This window comes from Urbifossiella limnaea (genome assembly GCF_007747215.1).
In the GTDB taxonomy this organism is placed as follows: Bacteria; Planctomycetota; Planctomycetia; order Gemmatales; family Gemmataceae; genus Urbifossiella; species Urbifossiella limnaea.
The window spans coordinates 5,291,265-5,308,150 of sequence record NZ_CP036273.1; the positions used below are offsets into that span (position 1 = coordinate 5,291,265).

The following is a 16,886-nucleotide window of genomic DNA, read 5'->3' on the forward strand; positions in this document are numbered from 1 at the left end:
ATCCCACTCCGGCCGCAAGGCCGGTCGCGGCCGTGCCTCCTCGCACCGGGAAGCGGGCTTCTCACTACTGACACAATCAGGAAGTCGCGTTCTCATCCGCCGGGCGGCCCGAGTTCCGCTACCACCATTCCGTGAACGTCAAGCCGCGGCACCGTCACCCAGGCGAGACCGCCGTCGTGCCCCATTTCCAAAGCGCGGCCCCCGGGCTCCCACGTCACAGACCGGACGGAATTGGGTAACGGGAAGCCGACACGAATCCCGGCGACCGGTATTGCCTCCTCGCGCAACGGCACGTCGTCGGTCGGGTGCGCGTGACCAGCTGTACTATTCAGGTCGTTGAACAGATGCACGACGAGCCGTTCACCGGCCACGGTTCGCTGACGTACTGTCGTGGCGTGGACGCACATCGGGGCCTGCACCGTCACCGGCTGCGGCACGCCGCCCGCCGCCCACCGAATCGCGTCGGCGACGACGAGCCGCTGGTACGGGTACGGGTAGAGGTAGTACGCCGCGTCGAACCCGGCCGCGAGGTACACCACCCGGCCGCGGCCGAAGCGGTTTACGACGACGGCCGGCGACGCGCCTGGTGTGCCCTTCGCGCCGAACGTGGCGACCACTTCCGCCCCGGGCCGCGGCCGCACCCGCACGGCCGGCCCCTTGAACGTCACCGGGTCGGTGCCGACGTATTCGGCGAGCTTGCCGCGGTCGAGGAACGAGCCGGCGACGAGCTTCGAGTCGAACACGCCACGCCGCTTCTCCCAGTAGTCCGGCGGCAGGGCGCGGGCGAAGTTCTCGTCCAGTTCCTCTTTCGCGCCAGGTAGCGCGCCGGGCTGCTCGGGGATGCCGCGGTAGTCGCAGCCGAACACATCCGCGAGGGCGAAGTTCGGCCGCGGGTCGCCGTGACCGTCGAACAGCGACGCGTCGAGACTCGCCACCAGCCCGCCGCCGTTGGCCACGTACTGCCGCACGGCGTCGGCCTGCCGGTCGTCCAGGCAGGCGGCGTTCGGCAGGACCAGCACCGCGTACCCGGCCAGCCCCTCGCCCGACAGGTTCCAGTCGTTGACCACCGCCGTCGGCAGGTGCTCCTCGACGCACGCCCGGAACGTGCCGAACACGTTCGCCAGGTAGCGCTCCTCGACGCGGCCGGCGCTGCGGCCGTAGAAGGTCTTCGTGTCGTCGCTCATCAGCAGAGCTGCCCACTTCTCCGGCCGCGTCCGCGTCAGCCACGGCTTCCGCTTCTGCACCGCGTCCATCGCCTGGTACAAGCCCGCTTGCAGCCGCTTCGGCTGGGCCACGGCGATGCTCGGCCGGCAACCGTGGGCGACGCACAGCAACATGCGCCGTTCGATCTCGTGGGCCGGGAACGAGTCCTTGCCGTAGGGGTTGCCGTGGCTCATCAGGTACGGCTCGCTGAACGCCACGCGGTGGTTCGTCACCGCCCAGGCATACGCGACGCCGAACGCCGGCACGATGGTGTTGCCGCGGTTCGTCTCGTCCAGCCACAGTTCCTGGTCCGGGGCGTCGAACAGGAGGTTCAACCGGGCCGGCATGTTCCGCGGCACGCTCAGGAAGTGCCCGAACCGGCCGGCGTTCGTCGTCCACGTTACGAGGGCGATGTCGGGGTTGATGCCCTTGAGGCGCCGCTGCATCCGCTCGACGAGCGACTCCAACCGGGAATCCGCCCACTTCTGGTAGCGGCGGAACGCGGCGTCGCTGAGGTCTGCTTTGGGGATCGCTGCCCCACTGTCACGCCGGTAGTTCTCGCGGCAGTGGCGGCAGTAGCACCCGCCGCCGTGGTGGAGGCCGTCGAAGCTGAACGCCGCCACGTCCGGGAAGCGCGTCACGATCTCGGCGAGCACGTCGACGAAGAAGTCGCCGTAGGGGCCGAGCGGGCACAGCATCCCGCCGTGGGGGTACTTCTTCAGGTCGATCGTCGGGATGTCGGTGGTGTCGGTGCTGACGCGGCGCCAGTCGGGGTGCAGCTCGTAGACCTCGCCCTGGAGCGTCGGCGGGTAGACGCCCAGGACGCGGACGCCGAGCCGCTTGTACTCGGCGAGGTCGGCTTCGAGCCGGCCGGGCGGGACGTGCGGGCTGCGGCGGCGGAGGAGCTTGCTGTCGTAGTACGCGAAGAACGGATCGACGAAGTTCACCTCGCTGAGCGTGACGCCTTGGCGGGCGGCTTCCGTCCGCGCGGCGGTGTCCATGCCGGAGAGGGTGTAGCCGGCGCCGATGGTCTCCTCGACCCACGCCGGGATGCGGACGGGCTCGAACGGCAGCGGCCCCGCGGGCCGCGGCGGCGGGGCGACGGGCAGGTCGGCGAGTGGGACCGCGGCGGAGGTGGCGAGGAAATCGCGGCGGGTGGGAGAGGTCATGCACGGGCTCCGGGCTTCGCCGCGAGCGGCGGAACCCGGGCAGTCTACTCGCCCCGCAGCGCCCGGTCGATCCACCCGCCGCCGAGCAGCCGCGGGCCGTCGTAGACTGCCACCGCCTGCCCCGGCGTCACCGCCGGCTGCGGCTCCGCGAACCGCACCACTGCCCCACCGTCGGCCGTCGCCGACACCGTCGCCGGCACCGCGGCGTGGCGGTAACGAATCTTCGCGGCGCAGCTCAGTTCGTCCGCCGGGACCGCGGTCAGCCAGTTCATCCCGGACGCGACCAGCCCCTCACTCAGCAGCTCCTCCGGGTCGCCGACAACGACCTCGTTCGTGTCCGGCAGCAGTTCCAGCACGAACCGCTTCCGCCCGCCGCCGATGCCGAGCCCCTTCCGCTGGCCGACGGTGAAGCGGTCGATGCCGTCGTGCTCGCCGAGCACCGTGCCGTCGCGCTCGCGCACCACGCCGGCCTTCGCCACCTCGGGCCGGCGGCGGCGCACCACCTCGGTGTGGTCCCCGCCGGGGACGAAGCAGATTTCCACGCTGTCCGGCTTGTCGGCCATCGCGCCGAGCCCCGCCTCCCGGGCCAGCTCGCGGATGTCGCGCTTCTGCCGGTCGCCGACGGGGAACAGCAGGTGGGGCAGCACCTCGCGGCGGATGCCGTGCAGGACGTAGCTCTGGTCCTTCTCCGGGTCGGCGCCGCGGTGAAGCTCGGGGCCGTCCGGCCCGCTGACGATTTGGGCGTAGTGGCCGGTGGCGATGAAGTCGGCGCCGAGCCCCTGGGCGAACGTCCACAGCTGGCCGAACTTCAGCCAGGTGTTGCAGACGACGCACGGGTTGGGCGTGCGGCCGCGGGCGTACTCGGCGGCGAAGTAGTCGATGACGCGGCCGAACTCGGCCTCGAAGTCGAGGGCGTGGAACGGGATGTCGAGCCGGTCGGCGACGCGGCGGGCGTCGGTGGCGTCGACCGCGGAGCAGCAGCCCTTCTTGTGGTCGGGCCGGCCGGCGGAGTGGTCGCCGGGGTGGTCGACGCCGGTGCGCATGAACAGTCCGACCACGTCGAAGCCCTGCCGCTTCAGCAGCACGGCCGACGCGGAGCTGTCCACCCCGCCGCTCATCGCCAGCACCACCCGGGGCATCCGCGGGCCTCCTTCGGAAGGCCATTCTACGGCCGGGTCAGGCGAGCGGGTCCGGGTTCCACCAGCACGGCCCCTTGTCGCGGCGGGCCTCGGCAGCACGACGACGCACGTCGGCCATCTCCGCGTCACCAAGCGGGCGGAACGACCGCGCGGCGGCGAACGCGGCGTCTTGCTCGTTCGGGTAGCTGAGGCCGAGCAGCGTCACGTCGGGGTCGAGCGTCAGCGTGTAGTGCAGGCACTCCTCGACCGTCAGCCGCGGCAGCACGGCAGCACCGTCGTCGGCGCCGCCGCTCGACACCTTGCCGCGCGGGCGGACCGTCAGCGGCTGGTTGTAGCCGGTCGTGTCGCCGAGCAGTTTGCCGCCGCCGAACGTCTTGAAGCACACCGTACCCACTCCGGCCGCCTTCGCCCGCGGCAGCACGTCGGTAACGTAGCGGTCGTCCACGAACGGTCCGAGCGGGAACATCACCACGTCGCACACTCCCGCTTCGAGCGCCTTCTGAAGCACGTCCGGGTTGTGCGAGCTGATGCCGCGGTATCGCGTGGTGCCGGCGCGGACCGCGTCCGCGAGCTGGTCGAAGCCGCCACCGGGGTGGCAGAGGCGGTCGAAGGTCGCGGGGTCGGACAGGTCGTGGAACACGAGCAGATCGACGTGACCGAGCCCGAGGCGGGACAGCGAGCCTTCGATTTGCAGGCCGACGGGCGCGTCGTGGTGGTCGATCTTGTCGATCACGAACACGCCGTCGCGCCGCCCGCGCACGGCGGCGCCGACGATCTCCTCGGAGTAGCCGTCCTCGTAATTGGGGGCGGTGTCGATCACGTTCAGGCCGGCGTCGAGAGCGCGGCGGGCGGTGGCGACGCAGGTGTCGAAGGGGACGCTGCGGTCGGCGAGGTCGCCGACGCCGAGTTGCGTGGCAACGAACCCGGTGCGGCCGAGCGGGCGGCGGGGGGTGAACATTAGCTGAGGATCCCGCGGATCACCTCGCCGTCGCAGAGCGTCAGCGGGCGGCCGAGGCGGTCGTGAATCTCGGTCCGCGGGTCCACGCCGAGGCTGTGGTACACCGTCGCGGCGAGGTCGGCCGGGGTCGTCGGCAGGTTTGCCGGCTCGGCCGCATACTTGTCGCTGGCGCCGTACACGGCCCCGCCCTTCACGCCGCCGCCGGCCAGCACCGTCGTGAACACCCGGCCCCAGTGGTCGCGACCGTCACGGCCGGCCCCGGCGCCGCCGGGCACGGACTGACCCACCTTCGGCGTGCGACCCATTTCGCCGGTCCACACTACAAGCGTCTCGTCGAGCATGCCGCGGGCCGACAGGTCGTCGAGCAGCGCCGAGAAGGCGCGGTCGGTGACCGGGCACAGCCGCGTCTTCAGGTCGATGAAGTTGCGGCTGTGCGTGTCCCAGTAGACGCTCACGTTTGTGATGCCGTCGTTCGGCCAGAACACGGTGACGAGCGGCACCCCGGCTTCGATGAGCCGGCGGGCCTGCAACACGCTCTGACCGTGGCGGTTCATGCCGTAGCGTTCGCGGACCGCCATCGGCTCGCGGGTCAGGTCGAACGCCGCCCGCGCCGCCGGGCTGGCGATCAGCTCGAAGGCACGCCGGCGGTTCGCCTCCGCGGCGTCGAGTTCGGCCGCGGCCATGCGCTGCACCTGCCGGTCGAGCGAGTCGAGGAGCCCCCGCCTGCCGCCGACGCGGTCGGCGTCGAGCCCCGCGGACAGGGTCAGTTCGCCGACCTTGTAGTCGGGCGAGCTGGCGTCGGCGTCGATCCGCATCGGGTTGTACACGGGGCCGAGCAGGCCGGCGCCCTGGCCGTGACTTTCTTCCACGAACCGCGGCGCGCCGTCGGGCACGACCGGCATCATGGATACGTAGGGCGGCAGCGCCCCCGCCCCGCGGCCGAGCTTCGCCAGCACCGCGCCGTAGTTCGGCCAGTCGTCCGCGATCGGCCCGGCGGGGGCGGCCCGGCCGGTGAGCAGGTGGTGCGTGGCGGTCAGGTGGTTTACGTCCGGGTGGGTCATCGACCGGATGAGGCACAGCTTGTCGGCGCGCTTCGCCAGCTCGGGCAGGTGTTCGCAGACGCGCAAGCCGGGGACGGCGGTCGGGATGGTGCCGAACTCGCCGCGGTACACGTCCGGGGCGTCCGGTTTCGGGTCCCAGGTGTCCTGCTGTGCGGGGCCGCCCCACATGAACAGGACGATGCACGACTTCGCCCGGCCGCGGCGCGGGCTGGGCTTGTCGGCGGCGCGGAGGTAGTCGGGGAGGCCGAGGCCGAACAGGCTGAGCCCGCCGGCGCGGAGGAACTCGCGGCGGCGGACGGCGGGGTTGAAGAAGCGTGCGGTCGGCATGAGTTTAGTCTACCCGCGCCGCCGCGCCGGTGCCAGCTAGCCGTGGTTCGTGTCGACGCCGAGCGCCGAGTACGCCGAGCAGTGACCGCTGTAACCACGGTACGCGAGTGCGGCGCCGACCGCCGCCATCGCCAGCCCGGTCGCTCCGCCCTTCCCGATCCCGAGGCCGGCGAGCAGCGCGCCGCCCAACGCAGACGCGGCACGCTCCGCGGGGCCGACGTTCACGCCGCCGCCCGTACTGGGGCGGACCGGGTGGTCCAGGTCGCGGACGCCCTGCCGGGTCATCGGGTAGTTCACGGTGCCGATCGTTCCTTCCGCCATGACGCGTCCTCCAATGGAAAAGCCGACGACGGTGGACGCAACTCGGGTGCCGTGGGGCGAACTCTCTGGCGTCACCGGCCCGATCGGGCTATTCTGAAGGTGCCTACCCCACCGCCTCCCGCGGTCCCGCCTTATGCCGTTCCGACTGTCCGCCCTCTGCGCCCTCGTTCTCGCCGGCCCCGCGGCCGCCGGCCCGCCCACGTTCGAGACGGACGTGCAGCCCGTGCTGACGCGCTACGGCTGCAACCAGGGCGCGTGCCACGGCAAGGCCCGCGGGCAGAACGGCTTCCAGCTGTCGCTCCTCGCCTTCGACCACGACGCGGATTACGCGGCGCTGACCGCCGAAGCCCGCGGGCGTCGAGTCTTTCCGGCCAGCCCGCAGAACAGCCTGCTGCTCACGAAGGGGACCGGAATTGTGCCCCACGGCGGCGGCAAGAAATTGCCCCCCGACGGCCCCGAGTACCGCACGCTGTTGACGTGGATCGCTGCCGGCGCGCCGCGCACGCCCGCCGACGCGCCCAAGCTCGTCCGCATCAGCGTCACGCCGCCGACGAAGCAGCTGACGTTCGGCGCGAAGGTGCCGCTGTCGGTGACCGCGCACTGGTCCGACGGCCGCACCACCGACGTAACCCGACTGGCGCAGTTCTCCTCCAGCGAGAGCGTGTACGCCGCCGTGGACCCGAGCGGCCTCGTCACCGCCGGGCCGATCCCCGGCGAAGCCGCGATCATGGCGCGGTTCATGGAACGTTTCGCTGTTGCGCCAATCGTAATCCCGCTGCCCGGCGCCGTGCCGGCCGAGGCGTACGACCGGCTGCCGCGGCGGAACTTCATCGACGGCCACGTCTGGGCGAAGCTCCGTCAGCTGGGTCTGACGCCGTCCAACCCGGCCGGCGAAGCCACGTTCCACCGCCGCGCCTTCCTCGACGTGATCGGCCGGCTGCCGACCCCGGACGAGACGCGCGCCTTCCTCGCCGACACCGCCGCCGACAAGCGCGAGAAGCTGATTGAACGGCTGTTGCAGCGGGCGGAGTACGCCGACTTCTGGGCGAACAAGTGGACCGACCTGCTGCGGCCGAACCCGTACCACGTCGGCATCAAGGCGACTTACAACCTCGACCAGTGGCTGCGGCGGGCGTTCCGCGAGAACATGCCGTACGACCGGTTCGCCCGCGAACTCATCGCCGCGAAGGGGAGCACGTTCACGAACGGCGCCGTGGTGATGTACCGTGACCGCCGCGACCCGGCCGAGCTGACAACGCTCGTCGGGCAAATCTTCCTCGGCGTCCGGCTCGACTGCGCGAAGTGCCACCACCACCCGTTCGAGGTGTGGAGCCAGGACGATTTTTATAGCTTCGCGTCGTTCTTCGCCCGCATCGGCCGCAAGGGCGTCGGCATCTCCGCCCCCATCTCCGGCGGCGAGGAAACGGTCTTCGCCGCGCCCGCGGGCGCGGTGAAGCACCCGCTCACCGGCCGCACCATGACGCCGACGCCGCTGCTCGGCAAGGCGCTGGACATCCCGCCGGATCAAGACCCGCGCGACGTGCTGGCCGCCTGGGCGACGGCGCCGGACAACCCGTTCTTCGCGAAGGTGATCGTCAACCGGGTGTGGGCCGACCTGATGGGCCGCGGCATCGTGGACCCGGTGGACGACCTCCGCGCCACGAACCCGCCGTCGAACCCCGAGTTGCTCGACGCCCTGGCCGCCGACTTCCGCCGCAACGGCTACGACCTGAAGAAGCTGATCCGCACGATCACGACGAGTCACGTGTACGGGCTGAGTACCGCTCCGAACGACCGCAATGCCGCGGACCTGCGGAACTACTCGCGCCACTACCGCCAGCGGCTACGGGCCGAGGTGCTGCTGGACATGGCGAGCGACGTGACGGGCGTGCCGGAGGCGTTCGCCGCGATGCCGCCGGGGAGCCGGGCCGTGGAGGTGTGGACGGCACGGACCCCGAACGAGTTCCTGGACAGCTTCGGCCGCCCCGACCCGAACCAGGACCCGCCGTGCGAACGGACGAGCGACACGACCGTGGTGCAGGCGCTCCACCTGATGAACAGCCCGAACCTCCACCGGAAGGTGACGGCGGACAGCGGTCGAGCGGCGAAGCTGGCCACGAGTGACAAGCCGTTGTCAGCAATCGTCGAGGAGCTGTACCTGCTCGCCTACTCCCGGTTGCCGACAGACGCTGAGAAGGCCGCGGCCGTGCGCCGCTTCGAGCGCCCCGGCGCTAGCCGCCGGCAAGCGACGGAAGACCTGATGTGGGCGCTGCTGAACACGCCCGAGTTTGTATTCAACGACTGATCACGACCCACCACGGAGTCGTCGGTATGCCCGCCCACACGAACTGCGCCGGCGTTTCCCGCCGCGACTGCCTCCAACTCGGGCTCGGCGCCCTGCTCGGCGGCGGGCTCGCGTCCGCCCTCCGCGCCAAGGCGAGCGGCCCGGGCGCCCTCCCGGGCAACGCGAAGGCGTGCATACTGGTCTGGATGGACGGCGGCCCCACGCACTACGAGATGTTCGACCCCAAGCCGAACGCCCCCGCCGAATTCCGTGGCGAGTTCGGCACCGTCGCCACGGCCGTGCCCGGCGTCCGCTACTCCGAGCACATGAAGCAGCTCGCCGGGCTCCTCGGCAAGTACGCGATGATCCGCTCGGTCCGGCACGACCAGGGGAACCACGGTGCGGGCAACCACTACATGATGACCGGGGCGCCGCCGCGCATCCCGGTCGGGTGCGGGGCGTTCGTCAGCTTCCACCCGAGCATGGGCTCGGTCGTCGCCGCCGAGAAGGGGGCACCCGCCGGGCTGCCGCCGTACTTCTCGATGCCGACCATGAGCCGGTCCGGCGGGCCGAACTTCCTCGGCGCCAAGTACGCCCCGTTCGTGGTGGACGGCAACCCCGGCTCGCCCGCTTTCCGTGTCCGCGACGTGGCACTGCCGGCCGGCCTCACCGACGACAGATTCGCCACCCGCACCGACATCCGCCGCGAGGTGGACACGTTCCGCCGAGACACCGACCGCGCGGCCGCCGACCCGGCCGTGGCGCTGGACGAGCACTACGTGCAGGCCCACGACCTGATGACCTCGGCGCCCGCGCAGGCCGCGTTCGACATCGGCCGCGAGCCGGAGCGCACCCGCGAGCGGTACGGCCGCAACCCGCTCGGCCAGCGCCTCCTCCTGGCCCGCCGGCTGGTCGAAGCGGGGGTGCCGTTCGTGACCGTGTATGACGGCGGGTGGGACCACCACACGAAGCTGTTCGAGACGCTGAAGGGCCGGCTGCCGGCGTGGGACAACAGCGTGGCGGCGGTGATCGAGGACCTGTCGCAGCGTGGCATGCTCGACGACACGCTGGTAATCGCGCTCGGCGAGTTCGGCCGCACGCCGCAGATCAACAAGGACGCCGGCCGCGACCACTGGTCGAACGCCATGAGCATCCTGTTCGCCGGCGGCCGCACGCCCGGCGGCCGCGTGATCGGCGCCACGGACACGCGCGGGTTCGCCGCGGTCGAACGGGTGTTGTCGCCGGAGAACTTCGTTTCGACGGTGTACGCGAAGCTCGGTATCGACCCCGGCAAGGTGCTGTACGGCCCGAACGGCCGGCCGGCGCACCTGGTCAGCGACCCGACGCCGATCCGCGAGCTGATGTGAAGCGAGGCTGGCCGCAAAAAGGCACAGAAGACACAAAAATGAAGACGAATACGACCCTGCGTTCTGTCTTCATTTTGTGTCTTCTGTGCCTTTTTGCGGCCAACCCGTCTACTGCCGTCGCGGCCCCTCCGGCGTTGACCTACCTCTTCCCCGCGGGCGGCCCGCGCGGCGGCACCGTCGAGGTGACCGCCTCCGGCACGTTCGACCCGTGGCCGGCGAAGGTCTGGGTCAGCCGGCCGGGCCTGACCGTCACCCCGGCGAAAGACAAGGGCAAGTTCACGGTCGCCGTCGCGGCCGACGCCGCGCCGGGGGTGTACTGGCTCCGCGCCCACAACGCCGACGGCGCCAGCCCGCTGCGCCCGTTCGTCGTCGGCACGCTGCCCGAGATCGTCGAGTCGGAACCGAACGACGAAACCGCACAGGCGAAGGTGATCGACGCACCTGGAGTCGTGGTCAACGGCCGGCTCGCGAAGGCCGGGGACGTGGATAGTTTCGCCGTGGCGCTGAAGCAGGGCCAGACGCTCGTGGCGTCCGTCGCCGCGAACGACACCCTGAAGTCGCCGATGGACGGCGTGTTGCAGGTCGTCTCGCCCGGCGGTTTCGTCGTGGACCAGAACAACGACCGCCGCGGCATGGATTCGCAGTTGACCTTCACGGCTCCCGCCGCGGGCACCTACGTCGTCCGACTGTTCGCCTTCCCGGCGACGCCGGATTCGAGCATCCGCCTGTTCGGCTCCGATGCCTGCGTGTACCGGCTGACGATCACCACCGGCGGGTTCGCCGAATTCGCCACGCCGTTGGCAGTTGCTCCGGACGGCGGCATCGTCGAGGTGACGGGCTGGAATGTGCCGGACGCGGCGCGGCGATTGACCGTCCCGAAGGGCGAGCCCGGGCCGGTGGACCTGTTTCACCCGCTGCTCGGCAACACGATCCGCGTCCGCCGCGAGTCCGGAACGGTGACCGGGAAAGTCGAATCCGCCGGTGCCCCGTTCGAGACCACGGTTGCCGGCCGGAAGGGTCAACCGCTGGCGGTCCGCGCCGAGAGCCGGGCGGTCGGGCTCGACGTGAACCCGGTCGTCCGCGTGCTCGGCCCGGACGGCAAACAACTGGCCCGCGCCGAACCCGGAAAGCTGCACAGTGACACCGCGCTGACGTTCACGCCGCCCGCCGACGGCGAGTACCGCGTGGCCGTGTCCGACCTGTACGGCGCGGCCGGGCGGCGGGGCGTGTTCCTCCTGAAGGTGGCCGCCCCCGAACCGGACTACGACCTGAGCGTCCCCGCCGACCGGATCGCGGTGCCGCCCGGGAAGTCCGTCGATGTCACAGTGAAGGTCGCGCGGCGGAACGGCTTCTCGAAGCCGGTCGAGGTCGTGGCCGAGGGGCTGCCCGAGGGCGTGACGCTGGCGACGAAGGCCCCGGCGGGGAAGGCGGACCCGAACGCCGTCGTCGTGTCGCTGTCCGCCGGCAAGGCGGGGGTGAGCGGGGCGCTCCGGCTGGTCGGGCGGGTGGCGGGTGAGCCGGCGCTGTCGCGACCGGCCCGTGCCCCGAACGGCGAGTTCGACGAGCCGACCGCGGACCTGTGGGTGACGGTCAGCGACACCCCGGTGTCACCGCCGCCGCCGAAGAAGAAGCGCTAGCCGCGCCGCGGCAGCCGGTACGCCTCGCGGGCGTTCGCGGCCATCACCTTGCGGTACGCCGCGTCGCCCTTCCCTTTCACGAACTCGGTCGCGAGCGATACCACCCGCGCGAGCGGGGCGTAGTGGTCGCTCACCGGCCAGTTGGTGCCGAACACCAGCCGGTCGGCGCCGAACGCGGCCCACGCGGCGTCGAGCACCGGGCGGTAGAACGCCGCCTCGGTCGGCGCCCGTTGCTCGCGGCGGCGCGTCGAGTCGGCGAGCGCCGACAGCTTGCACCACACGGTCTTCGCCGCGGCCGCGGCCTTCAGCGCGCCGAGCCACTCCGCCGGCGGGTCACGACCGTCGATATGCGGGTTCCCGAGGTGGTTCACGACGATCCGCAGCGAGGGAAGCCGTCCCGCCAGCCACCCCGCCTCGGTGAACGCCGCGTGGTCGCCGTTCACGTCGAGTGTTCGGCCGGCGTCGGCGAGCGCCTTGAGGCGATCGAACTGGTCGCGGTCGGCCCGACAGGCCCGCACCTCGTCCGCGGTCACGCGGATGCCGACGAACTTCGGGTCGGCCGCGAGCCGGGTGAGGTTGCGGGTAAACTCGCGATCCTGTGGGAACAACCGGCCGACGACGCCGAGCAGGAACGGGTCGTCCTTCGCCAGCCCGAGCAGCCAGTCGGTGTCCTCGACGCGCGGGCTCGCCTCCACGACCACGGTGCCGGTGACGCCGAGCGGCGCCGCCAGCCGGCGGTACTCGGCCGGCAGCACCGGGCGGTACAACACGCGGTCGTCCTTCGCCGGCCACGGCACGCCGCCGGGCCGCGTCGGGTCGTAGAAGTGGGTGTGAGTGTCGATCACCTCGGCGGCCGGCTGCCCGGCCGCGGCGCCGAGTGGCAGCGCGGTGACACCAGCGGCCAGAGCCTCGCGGCGGGTAACGGTCACGCGAGAATCTCCTTCACGACGCGGCCGTGGACGTCGGTGAGGCGGAAGTCGCGGCCGGCGTGGCGGACCGTCAGTCGCTCGTGGTCGAGGCCGAGGCAGTGGAGCATCGTGGCCTGCACGTCGTGGACGTGGACGGCGTTTTCGGCCGGGTGGAAGCCGAGTTCGTCGGTGCTACCGAAGGTGACGCCGCGCTTCACGCCGCCGCCGGCCATCCAGATCGTGTACGCCTGCGGGTGGTGGTCGCGGCCGAGGCTGCGGCCGAGCGTCGGGTTCGACTCCACCATCGGCGTCCGCCCGAACTCGCCGCCCCACACCACCAGCGTGCTGTCGAGCAGCCCGCGCCGCTTGAGGTCGGCGACCAGGGCGGCGCTGCCGCGGTCGGTGGCGCCGCAGTTCGTCCGCAGGTTCCCGGCCACGTCCGAGTGTCCGTCCCAGCCCTCGTGGTAAATCGTGATGTAGCGGACGCCACGCTCCACCATCCGCCGCGCGAGGAGGCACGCCCGCGCGAAGCTCGGCTTGGCCGGTTCGGCCCCGTACAGCTCCAGCGTTTCCTTGCTCTCGCGGCTCAGATCGGTCAACTCCGGGGCGGCGGTCTGCAGGCGGAACGCCATCTCGTAGGCGGCCGTGCGGGTTGCGATCTCGGGGTCGCCGACCGCACCCTGCCGGCGACGATTCAGCTCGGTCACGAGGTCGAGCGTGTCGCGCTGCTGCCGGGCGTCCACGCCCGGCGGCAGCGACAGGTTCAGGATCGGGTCGCCGCCGTTGCGAAAGCGCACGCCGGTGTACGTGGTCGGGAGGAATCCGCTCGACCAGCACGCCGGCCCGCCGCTGATGCCGCCGCCGGTGCTCATGACCACGAACGCCGGCAGGTCGCGCGTCTCGCTGCCGAGGCCGTACAGCGCCCACGACCCGATGCTCGGCCGACCCGGTTGCGAGAAGCCGGTGTTGAAGAAGATCTGCGCCGGGGCGTGGTTGAACTGGTCAGTGTGGACGGCCTTCAGGATCGCGATGTCGTCCACAACCGTCGCCAGGCGCGGCAGCATCTCGGACAGTTCGGCGCCGCTGTTCCCGTGCCGCGCGAAGCGAAATCGGGGCCCGAGTACCGCAGCGTCGGGGCGGATGAAGGCGTAGCGCTGGCCGCGGATCACCTCCGGCGGCAGTGGCTTCCCTTCGAGCTTCGCCAGCGCCGGCTTGTGGTCGAACAGGTCGAGTTGGCTCGGCGCCCCGGCCATGAACAGGTGGATAACGGCCTTCGCCTTCGCCGGGAAGTGTGGCCGCCTCGGCGCCATCAGGGTCGGTGAGTCGGGGGCGTCACCTCCCGGATTCTGGGCGCGCGCCGAGCCCGCGAGCAGCGACGCGAGCGCGGCCTTGCCGACGCCGTAGCCGCAGTCGCGGAAGAAGTACCGGCGGGGAACGGGGAGGTCCGTCACGGTCACTCCTTGTTCACGAACTCGTCCAGGTTGAACACCGCCCGCGCGACCGCGGCCCACGCCGCTCGCTCCACCGCCGGCCCGTCGCCCGGCCCGGCCGCGGCCGTGGCGCGGGCAGCGTCCGCGGCGAATCGCTCGCGCTGCGCCGCGTGGAAGCGCACCAGTACCGCCAGGTCCTCCGCCTGCGGCGTCCGCGCCAGCGCAATGCGGAACAGGTGCGCGGCCTTCGCCGACGCGTCCCCGGGGTGCGCGAGCGCCCGTCGGCCGAGCGCCTGGGCGGCCTCCGTCAGCACCTGGTCGTTCAGCATCGTGAGCGCCTGAAGCGGCGTGTTCGACACCTCGCGGCGGGCCTGGCACGCCTCGCCGCTCGGCCCGTCGAACGTCGCCGACATGGCGAACGGGGCGGTGCGCTTCGTGAACGTGTACAACCCGCGGCGGTAGCGGTCCTCGCCCGGGCTCGGCGTCCACGGCTGGCCGTTGTACGACCCCTCGGTCGCCACCCCTGCCGGTTGCGGCGGGAACACACCGGGGCCGCCCATCTTCGCGGAGAGGAGCCCGCTCGCCCGCAGGAGTGAATCGCGAATCTGCTCGGCCTCCAACCGCACGCGCGGGCCGCGGCTCAGCCACACATTCTCAGTGTCCTTCGACCGCTGCTCGGGGGCCGCGCGCGACGCCTGCCGGTAGGTCGCGCTCGTGACGATGAGGCGGTGCAGCTTCTTCATAGACCAGCCGCCGGGGCCGGCGAATTCCGCAGCGAGCCAGTCCAGCAGCGCCGGGTGCGAGGGGGCGTCGCCCTGGTAGCCGAAGTCGTCCACGGTGCGGACGATGCCGCGGCCGAACAACGCCTGCCACTGGCGGTTCACCGTTACGCGGGCGGTCAGCGGGTTGTCGGGCGAGACGAGCCAGCGGGCGAGCGTGAGCCGGTTCTGCGGCGCGGCAGCAGGCACGGGGGGTAACACTGCGAGACCGCCGGGGGTGACCGGTTCCTTCGGCTGAAGAAACTCGCCGCGGTGGTGGCGGTGCGTCTCGCGCGGGAAGTCGGCGGGCCGCTCGCGGAACACGAGCGTCGTCGTCGGCTTCGGCAGTTGCTTACGGGCCGCGTCGATCTCGTCGCGCGCCGCCTTGAGTTCGGGGGCCGCCTTCGCCCACGCGGCCAGGAGTGTTCGGCGCTGGTCGGCTGTCAGGCGATCGTCGGGAAGCGTCAGCAACTCCTCGACCTCGGCCGGGAGTGTGCTCGCCTTCGCTCCGCCGGGCGCCGTCGTCACCGCGAGTCGGAACCGGCCCAGGCTCGCCGAGTAGTGGCGCTCGAAAGCGAGTTCCAGCGTCGCGGCCGACGCCGGCAGTGCCGCGGCGGGAACGAACACGGCCTGGCTCGCGGTCCCCTCCCGGCCGGTCGCCGCCCAGCCGGACTGCTGCTGCCCGTCGATCGCCTGCGCCGCGGTCGTGGGGTTGGCCCCCTTCGCCATCGCGGCGAACGACTCGCTGGTGCCGGCGAACGTCACCCGCTGCCCCCCGGCGGTGAGCACGAACTCGCTGAGCAGAAAGTCTCCGAACGGCCCCTCGTAGAACGCCCGACCGGGGCCGCGCGCCGGAAGGCTGTCGTGCGGCAGCGCCTCGATTCGCACCGCCGTCACGCCGGCCGGGAGCGCGGGAAGCGTCGCCGCGTACACGTCGCGCTTTTGGGGGTCGCCGGTGGCCAGGATCGAGCCGTCGGGCTGAACGGTCAGCTTGGTGTGCGGGCCGGCGTCGAGCGCGGTCGGCCGCAGCACGGTCCACTTCCTGGCCTTCGGCCGTTCGGCGGCGAGCCACGCGGCGAACTGCTTCTCGCGCACGGCCACGGGCACGCGGTCCGGCAGGGCGGCTTCCAGCCCGCCGATCTTTGCCCGCAGCCGGTCGCGCTGCTGCTCTTGTTCGGGCGTGAAGACGTCCAGCATGGGCTCGTCCGCGTTGTTCAGGAACGCGAAGAGGCGGTAGTACTCGGTGTGCGAGATCGGGTCGAACTTGTGCGTGTGGCACTGGGCACAGCCGACCGTGAGACCGAACCACACCATACCGGTCACGGCCACGCGGTCGGTCATGGCGTGGTAGCGGAACTCCAGCGGGTCGATGCCGCCCTCCTCGTTCAGCATCGTGTTGCGGTGGAAGCCGGTGGCGATCAACTGGTCCTGCGTCGGGTTCGGCAGCAGGTCGCCGGCCAGCTGCTCGATCGTGAAGCGGTCGAACGGCACGTCGGCGTTCATCGCCCGGACCACGTAGTCGCGGTAGAGCCAGATCGAGCGGGCGCGGTCCTTCTCGTAGCCGTTGGTGTCGGCGTAGCGGGCCAGGTCGAGCCAGCGGCGCGCCCAGCGCTCGCCGTACTGCGGCGACGCCAGCAGCCGGTCCACCATCCGCTCGTAGGCGTCGGGGGCGGCGTCGTTCACGAACGCACCGACCTCCTCGGGCGTCGGCGGCAGGCCGATCAGGTCGAGGAACACGCGGCGGGCGAGCGTCGGCCGGTCGGCTTCCGCGGACGGCGTGAGGCCGCGAACGGCGAGAGCGGCGAGCACGAAGTTGTCGATCGGGTTGCGGACCACCGCCCCGGCAGGAGCCGGCGGCACCGGCGGCCGGCGGACCGGAGTGAACGCCCAGTGCGGGTCGTAGCGGGCGCCGGCCGCGATCCAGCGCTTCAGGATGTCCTTCTCGCGGGCCGTAAGCGCGTTCTTCACCGCCGGCGGCGGCATCACCTCGGTGGGGTCCGCGGAGTGGATCCGTTTCACGACTTCGCTGGCGTCCGCGTTACCCGGGCGGAGTGCCTCCAAGGCGGCGGCGCGGTCGTCGAGCCGCAGATCGGCCTTGCGGCTCTTGTCGTCCGGCCCGTGGCACTTGAAGCACTTCCCGGCGAGGATCGGCCGCACGTCGCGGTTGAAGTCGGGCTCTTGCGCCGCGGCCGGCGTGGCGGCAAGAAGGGCGGCGGCGAGCGCCAGCGCGGACCGCGGCATCGGCAGGCTCCGGGGAGGAGAGGGCATTTTATCGCGGCCGCCGGCCGTGGCGAATTCCGTTGTCCTGCGGGATGGTGAACGTA

General features: G+C 71.7%; 11 protein-coding genes. 3 read left to right on the forward strand and 8 right to left on the reverse strand.

The genetic code is table 11. The features are described 5' to 3' along the window. Positions 1-92: 92 nt before the first annotated feature. The 5 genes from ETAA1_RS21555 to ETAA1_RS21575 are packed head-to-tail and all read right to left on the reverse strand — an operon-like array spanning position 93 to position 6,178. Positions 93-2,372, reverse strand: a complete 2,280-nt coding sequence (locus ETAA1_RS21555; RefSeq protein ID WP_145242145.1) for a type 1 glutamine amidotransferase family protein — start codon at positions 2,370-2,372, stop codon at positions 93-95. A gap of 44 nt (positions 2,373-2,416) precedes the next feature. Continuing rightward, the gene (mnmA, locus tag ETAA1_RS21560) at positions 2,417-3,511 is read right to left on the reverse strand and encodes a tRNA 2-thiouridine(34) synthase MnmA (protein ID WP_145242147.1); all 1,095 of its coding nucleotides are present in this window, start codon (positions 3,509-3,511) and stop codon (positions 2,417-2,419) included. A gap of 37 nt (positions 3,512-3,548) precedes the next feature. After that, a complete protein-coding gene (locus ETAA1_RS21565) occupies positions 3,549-4,469 on the reverse strand; it encodes an aldo/keto reductase (protein ID WP_145242149.1) in 921 nt (306 codons plus the stop codon). Next, positions 4,469-5,857: a DUF1501 domain-containing protein gene (locus ETAA1_RS21570; protein WP_145242151.1), complete on the reverse strand. Its 1,389-nt coding sequence runs from the start codon at positions 5,855-5,857 to the stop codon at positions 4,469-4,471. Before ETAA1_RS21570 ends, ETAA1_RS21565 begins: the two co-directional genes overlap by 1 nt. A 36-nt stretch (positions 5,858-5,893) precedes the next feature. Beyond that, positions 5,894-6,178, reverse strand: coding sequence for a YgaP-like transmembrane domain (locus ETAA1_RS21575; RefSeq protein WP_145242152.1), 285 nt, complete (start codon positions 6,176-6,178; stop codon positions 5,894-5,896). Between the two features lie 133 nt (positions 6,179-6,311). Between ETAA1_RS21575 and ETAA1_RS21580 the strand changes: the two genes are divergently transcribed. From ETAA1_RS21580 to ETAA1_RS21590, 3 genes are all read left to right on the forward strand, one after another. Further along, positions 6,312-8,483, forward strand: coding sequence for a DUF1549 and DUF1553 domain-containing protein (locus ETAA1_RS21580; RefSeq protein ID WP_145242154.1), 2,172 nt, complete (start codon positions 6,312-6,314; stop codon positions 8,481-8,483). A gap of 26 nt (positions 8,484-8,509) precedes the next feature. Beyond that, positions 8,510-9,829: a DUF1501 domain-containing protein gene (locus tag ETAA1_RS21585; protein WP_145242156.1), complete on the forward strand. Its 1,320-nt coding sequence runs from the start codon at positions 8,510-8,512 to the stop codon at positions 9,827-9,829. Between the two features lie 134 nt (positions 9,830-9,963). Next, complete coding sequence (locus ETAA1_RS21590) at positions 9,964-11,466, forward strand: PPC domain-containing protein (RefSeq protein WP_202920315.1); 1,503 nt, start codon at positions 9,964-9,966, stop codon at positions 11,464-11,466. Here ETAA1_RS21590 and ETAA1_RS21595 read toward each other — a convergent pair. The 3 genes from ETAA1_RS21595 to ETAA1_RS21605 are packed head-to-tail and all read right to left on the reverse strand — an operon-like array spanning position 11,463 to position 16,803. Continuing rightward, entirely contained in the window at positions 11,463-12,395 is a 933-nt protein-coding gene (locus ETAA1_RS21595) for an amidohydrolase family protein (RefSeq protein ID WP_202920316.1), read from the reverse strand. The two genes, ETAA1_RS21590 and ETAA1_RS21595, sit on opposite strands and share 4 nt — an antisense overlap. Beyond that, positions 12,392-13,831 carry a DUF1501 domain-containing protein gene (locus ETAA1_RS21600; RefSeq protein ID WP_145242162.1) on the reverse strand — a complete coding sequence of 480 codons (1,440 nt, stop codon included), beginning with the start codon at positions 13,829-13,831 and terminating at the stop codon, positions 12,392-12,394. The genes ETAA1_RS21595 and ETAA1_RS21600 overlap by 4 nt, the downstream gene beginning before the upstream one ends. Further along, positions 13,828-16,803 (reverse strand): PSD1 and planctomycete cytochrome C domain-containing protein, encoded by a 2,976-nt coding sequence (locus ETAA1_RS21605; RefSeq protein WP_145242164.1) that lies wholly within the window; start codon positions 16,801-16,803, stop codon positions 13,828-13,830. Before ETAA1_RS21605 ends, ETAA1_RS21600 begins: the two co-directional genes overlap by 4 nt. Between the last annotated feature and the right edge of the window lie 83 nt (positions 16,804-16,886).

Bases quoted from the DNA above. Each gene is read 5' to 3' on its own strand.
- ETAA1_RS21555 (WP_145242145.1), bottom strand. From the start codon at position 2,372: ATGACCTCTCCCACCCGCCGCGATTTCCTCGCCACCTCCGCCGCGGTC.
- mnmA (WP_145242147.1), bottom strand. From the start codon at position 3,511: ATGCCCCGGGTGGTGCTGGCGATGAGCGGCGGGGTGGACAGCTCCGCG.
- ETAA1_RS21565 (WP_145242149.1), bottom strand. From the start codon at position 4,469: ATGTTCACCCCCCGCCGCCCGCTCGGCCGCACCGGGTTCGTTGCCACG.
- ETAA1_RS21570 (WP_145242151.1), bottom strand. From the start codon at position 5,857: ATGCCGACCGCACGCTTCTTCAACCCCGCCGTCCGCCGCCGCGAGTTC.
- ETAA1_RS21575 (WP_145242152.1), bottom strand. From the start codon at position 6,178: ATGGCGGAAGGAACGATCGGCACCGTGAACTACCCGATGACCCGGCAG.
- ETAA1_RS21580 (WP_145242154.1), top strand. From the start codon at position 6,312: ATGCCGTTCCGACTGTCCGCCCTCTGCGCCCTCGTTCTCGCCGGCCCC.
- ETAA1_RS21585 (WP_145242156.1), top strand. From the start codon at position 8,510: ATGCCCGCCCACACGAACTGCGCCGGCGTTTCCCGCCGCGACTGCCTC.
- ETAA1_RS21605 (WP_145242164.1), bottom strand. From the start codon at position 16,803: ATGCCGCGGTCCGCGCTGGCGCTCGCCGCCGCCCTTCTTGCCGCCACG.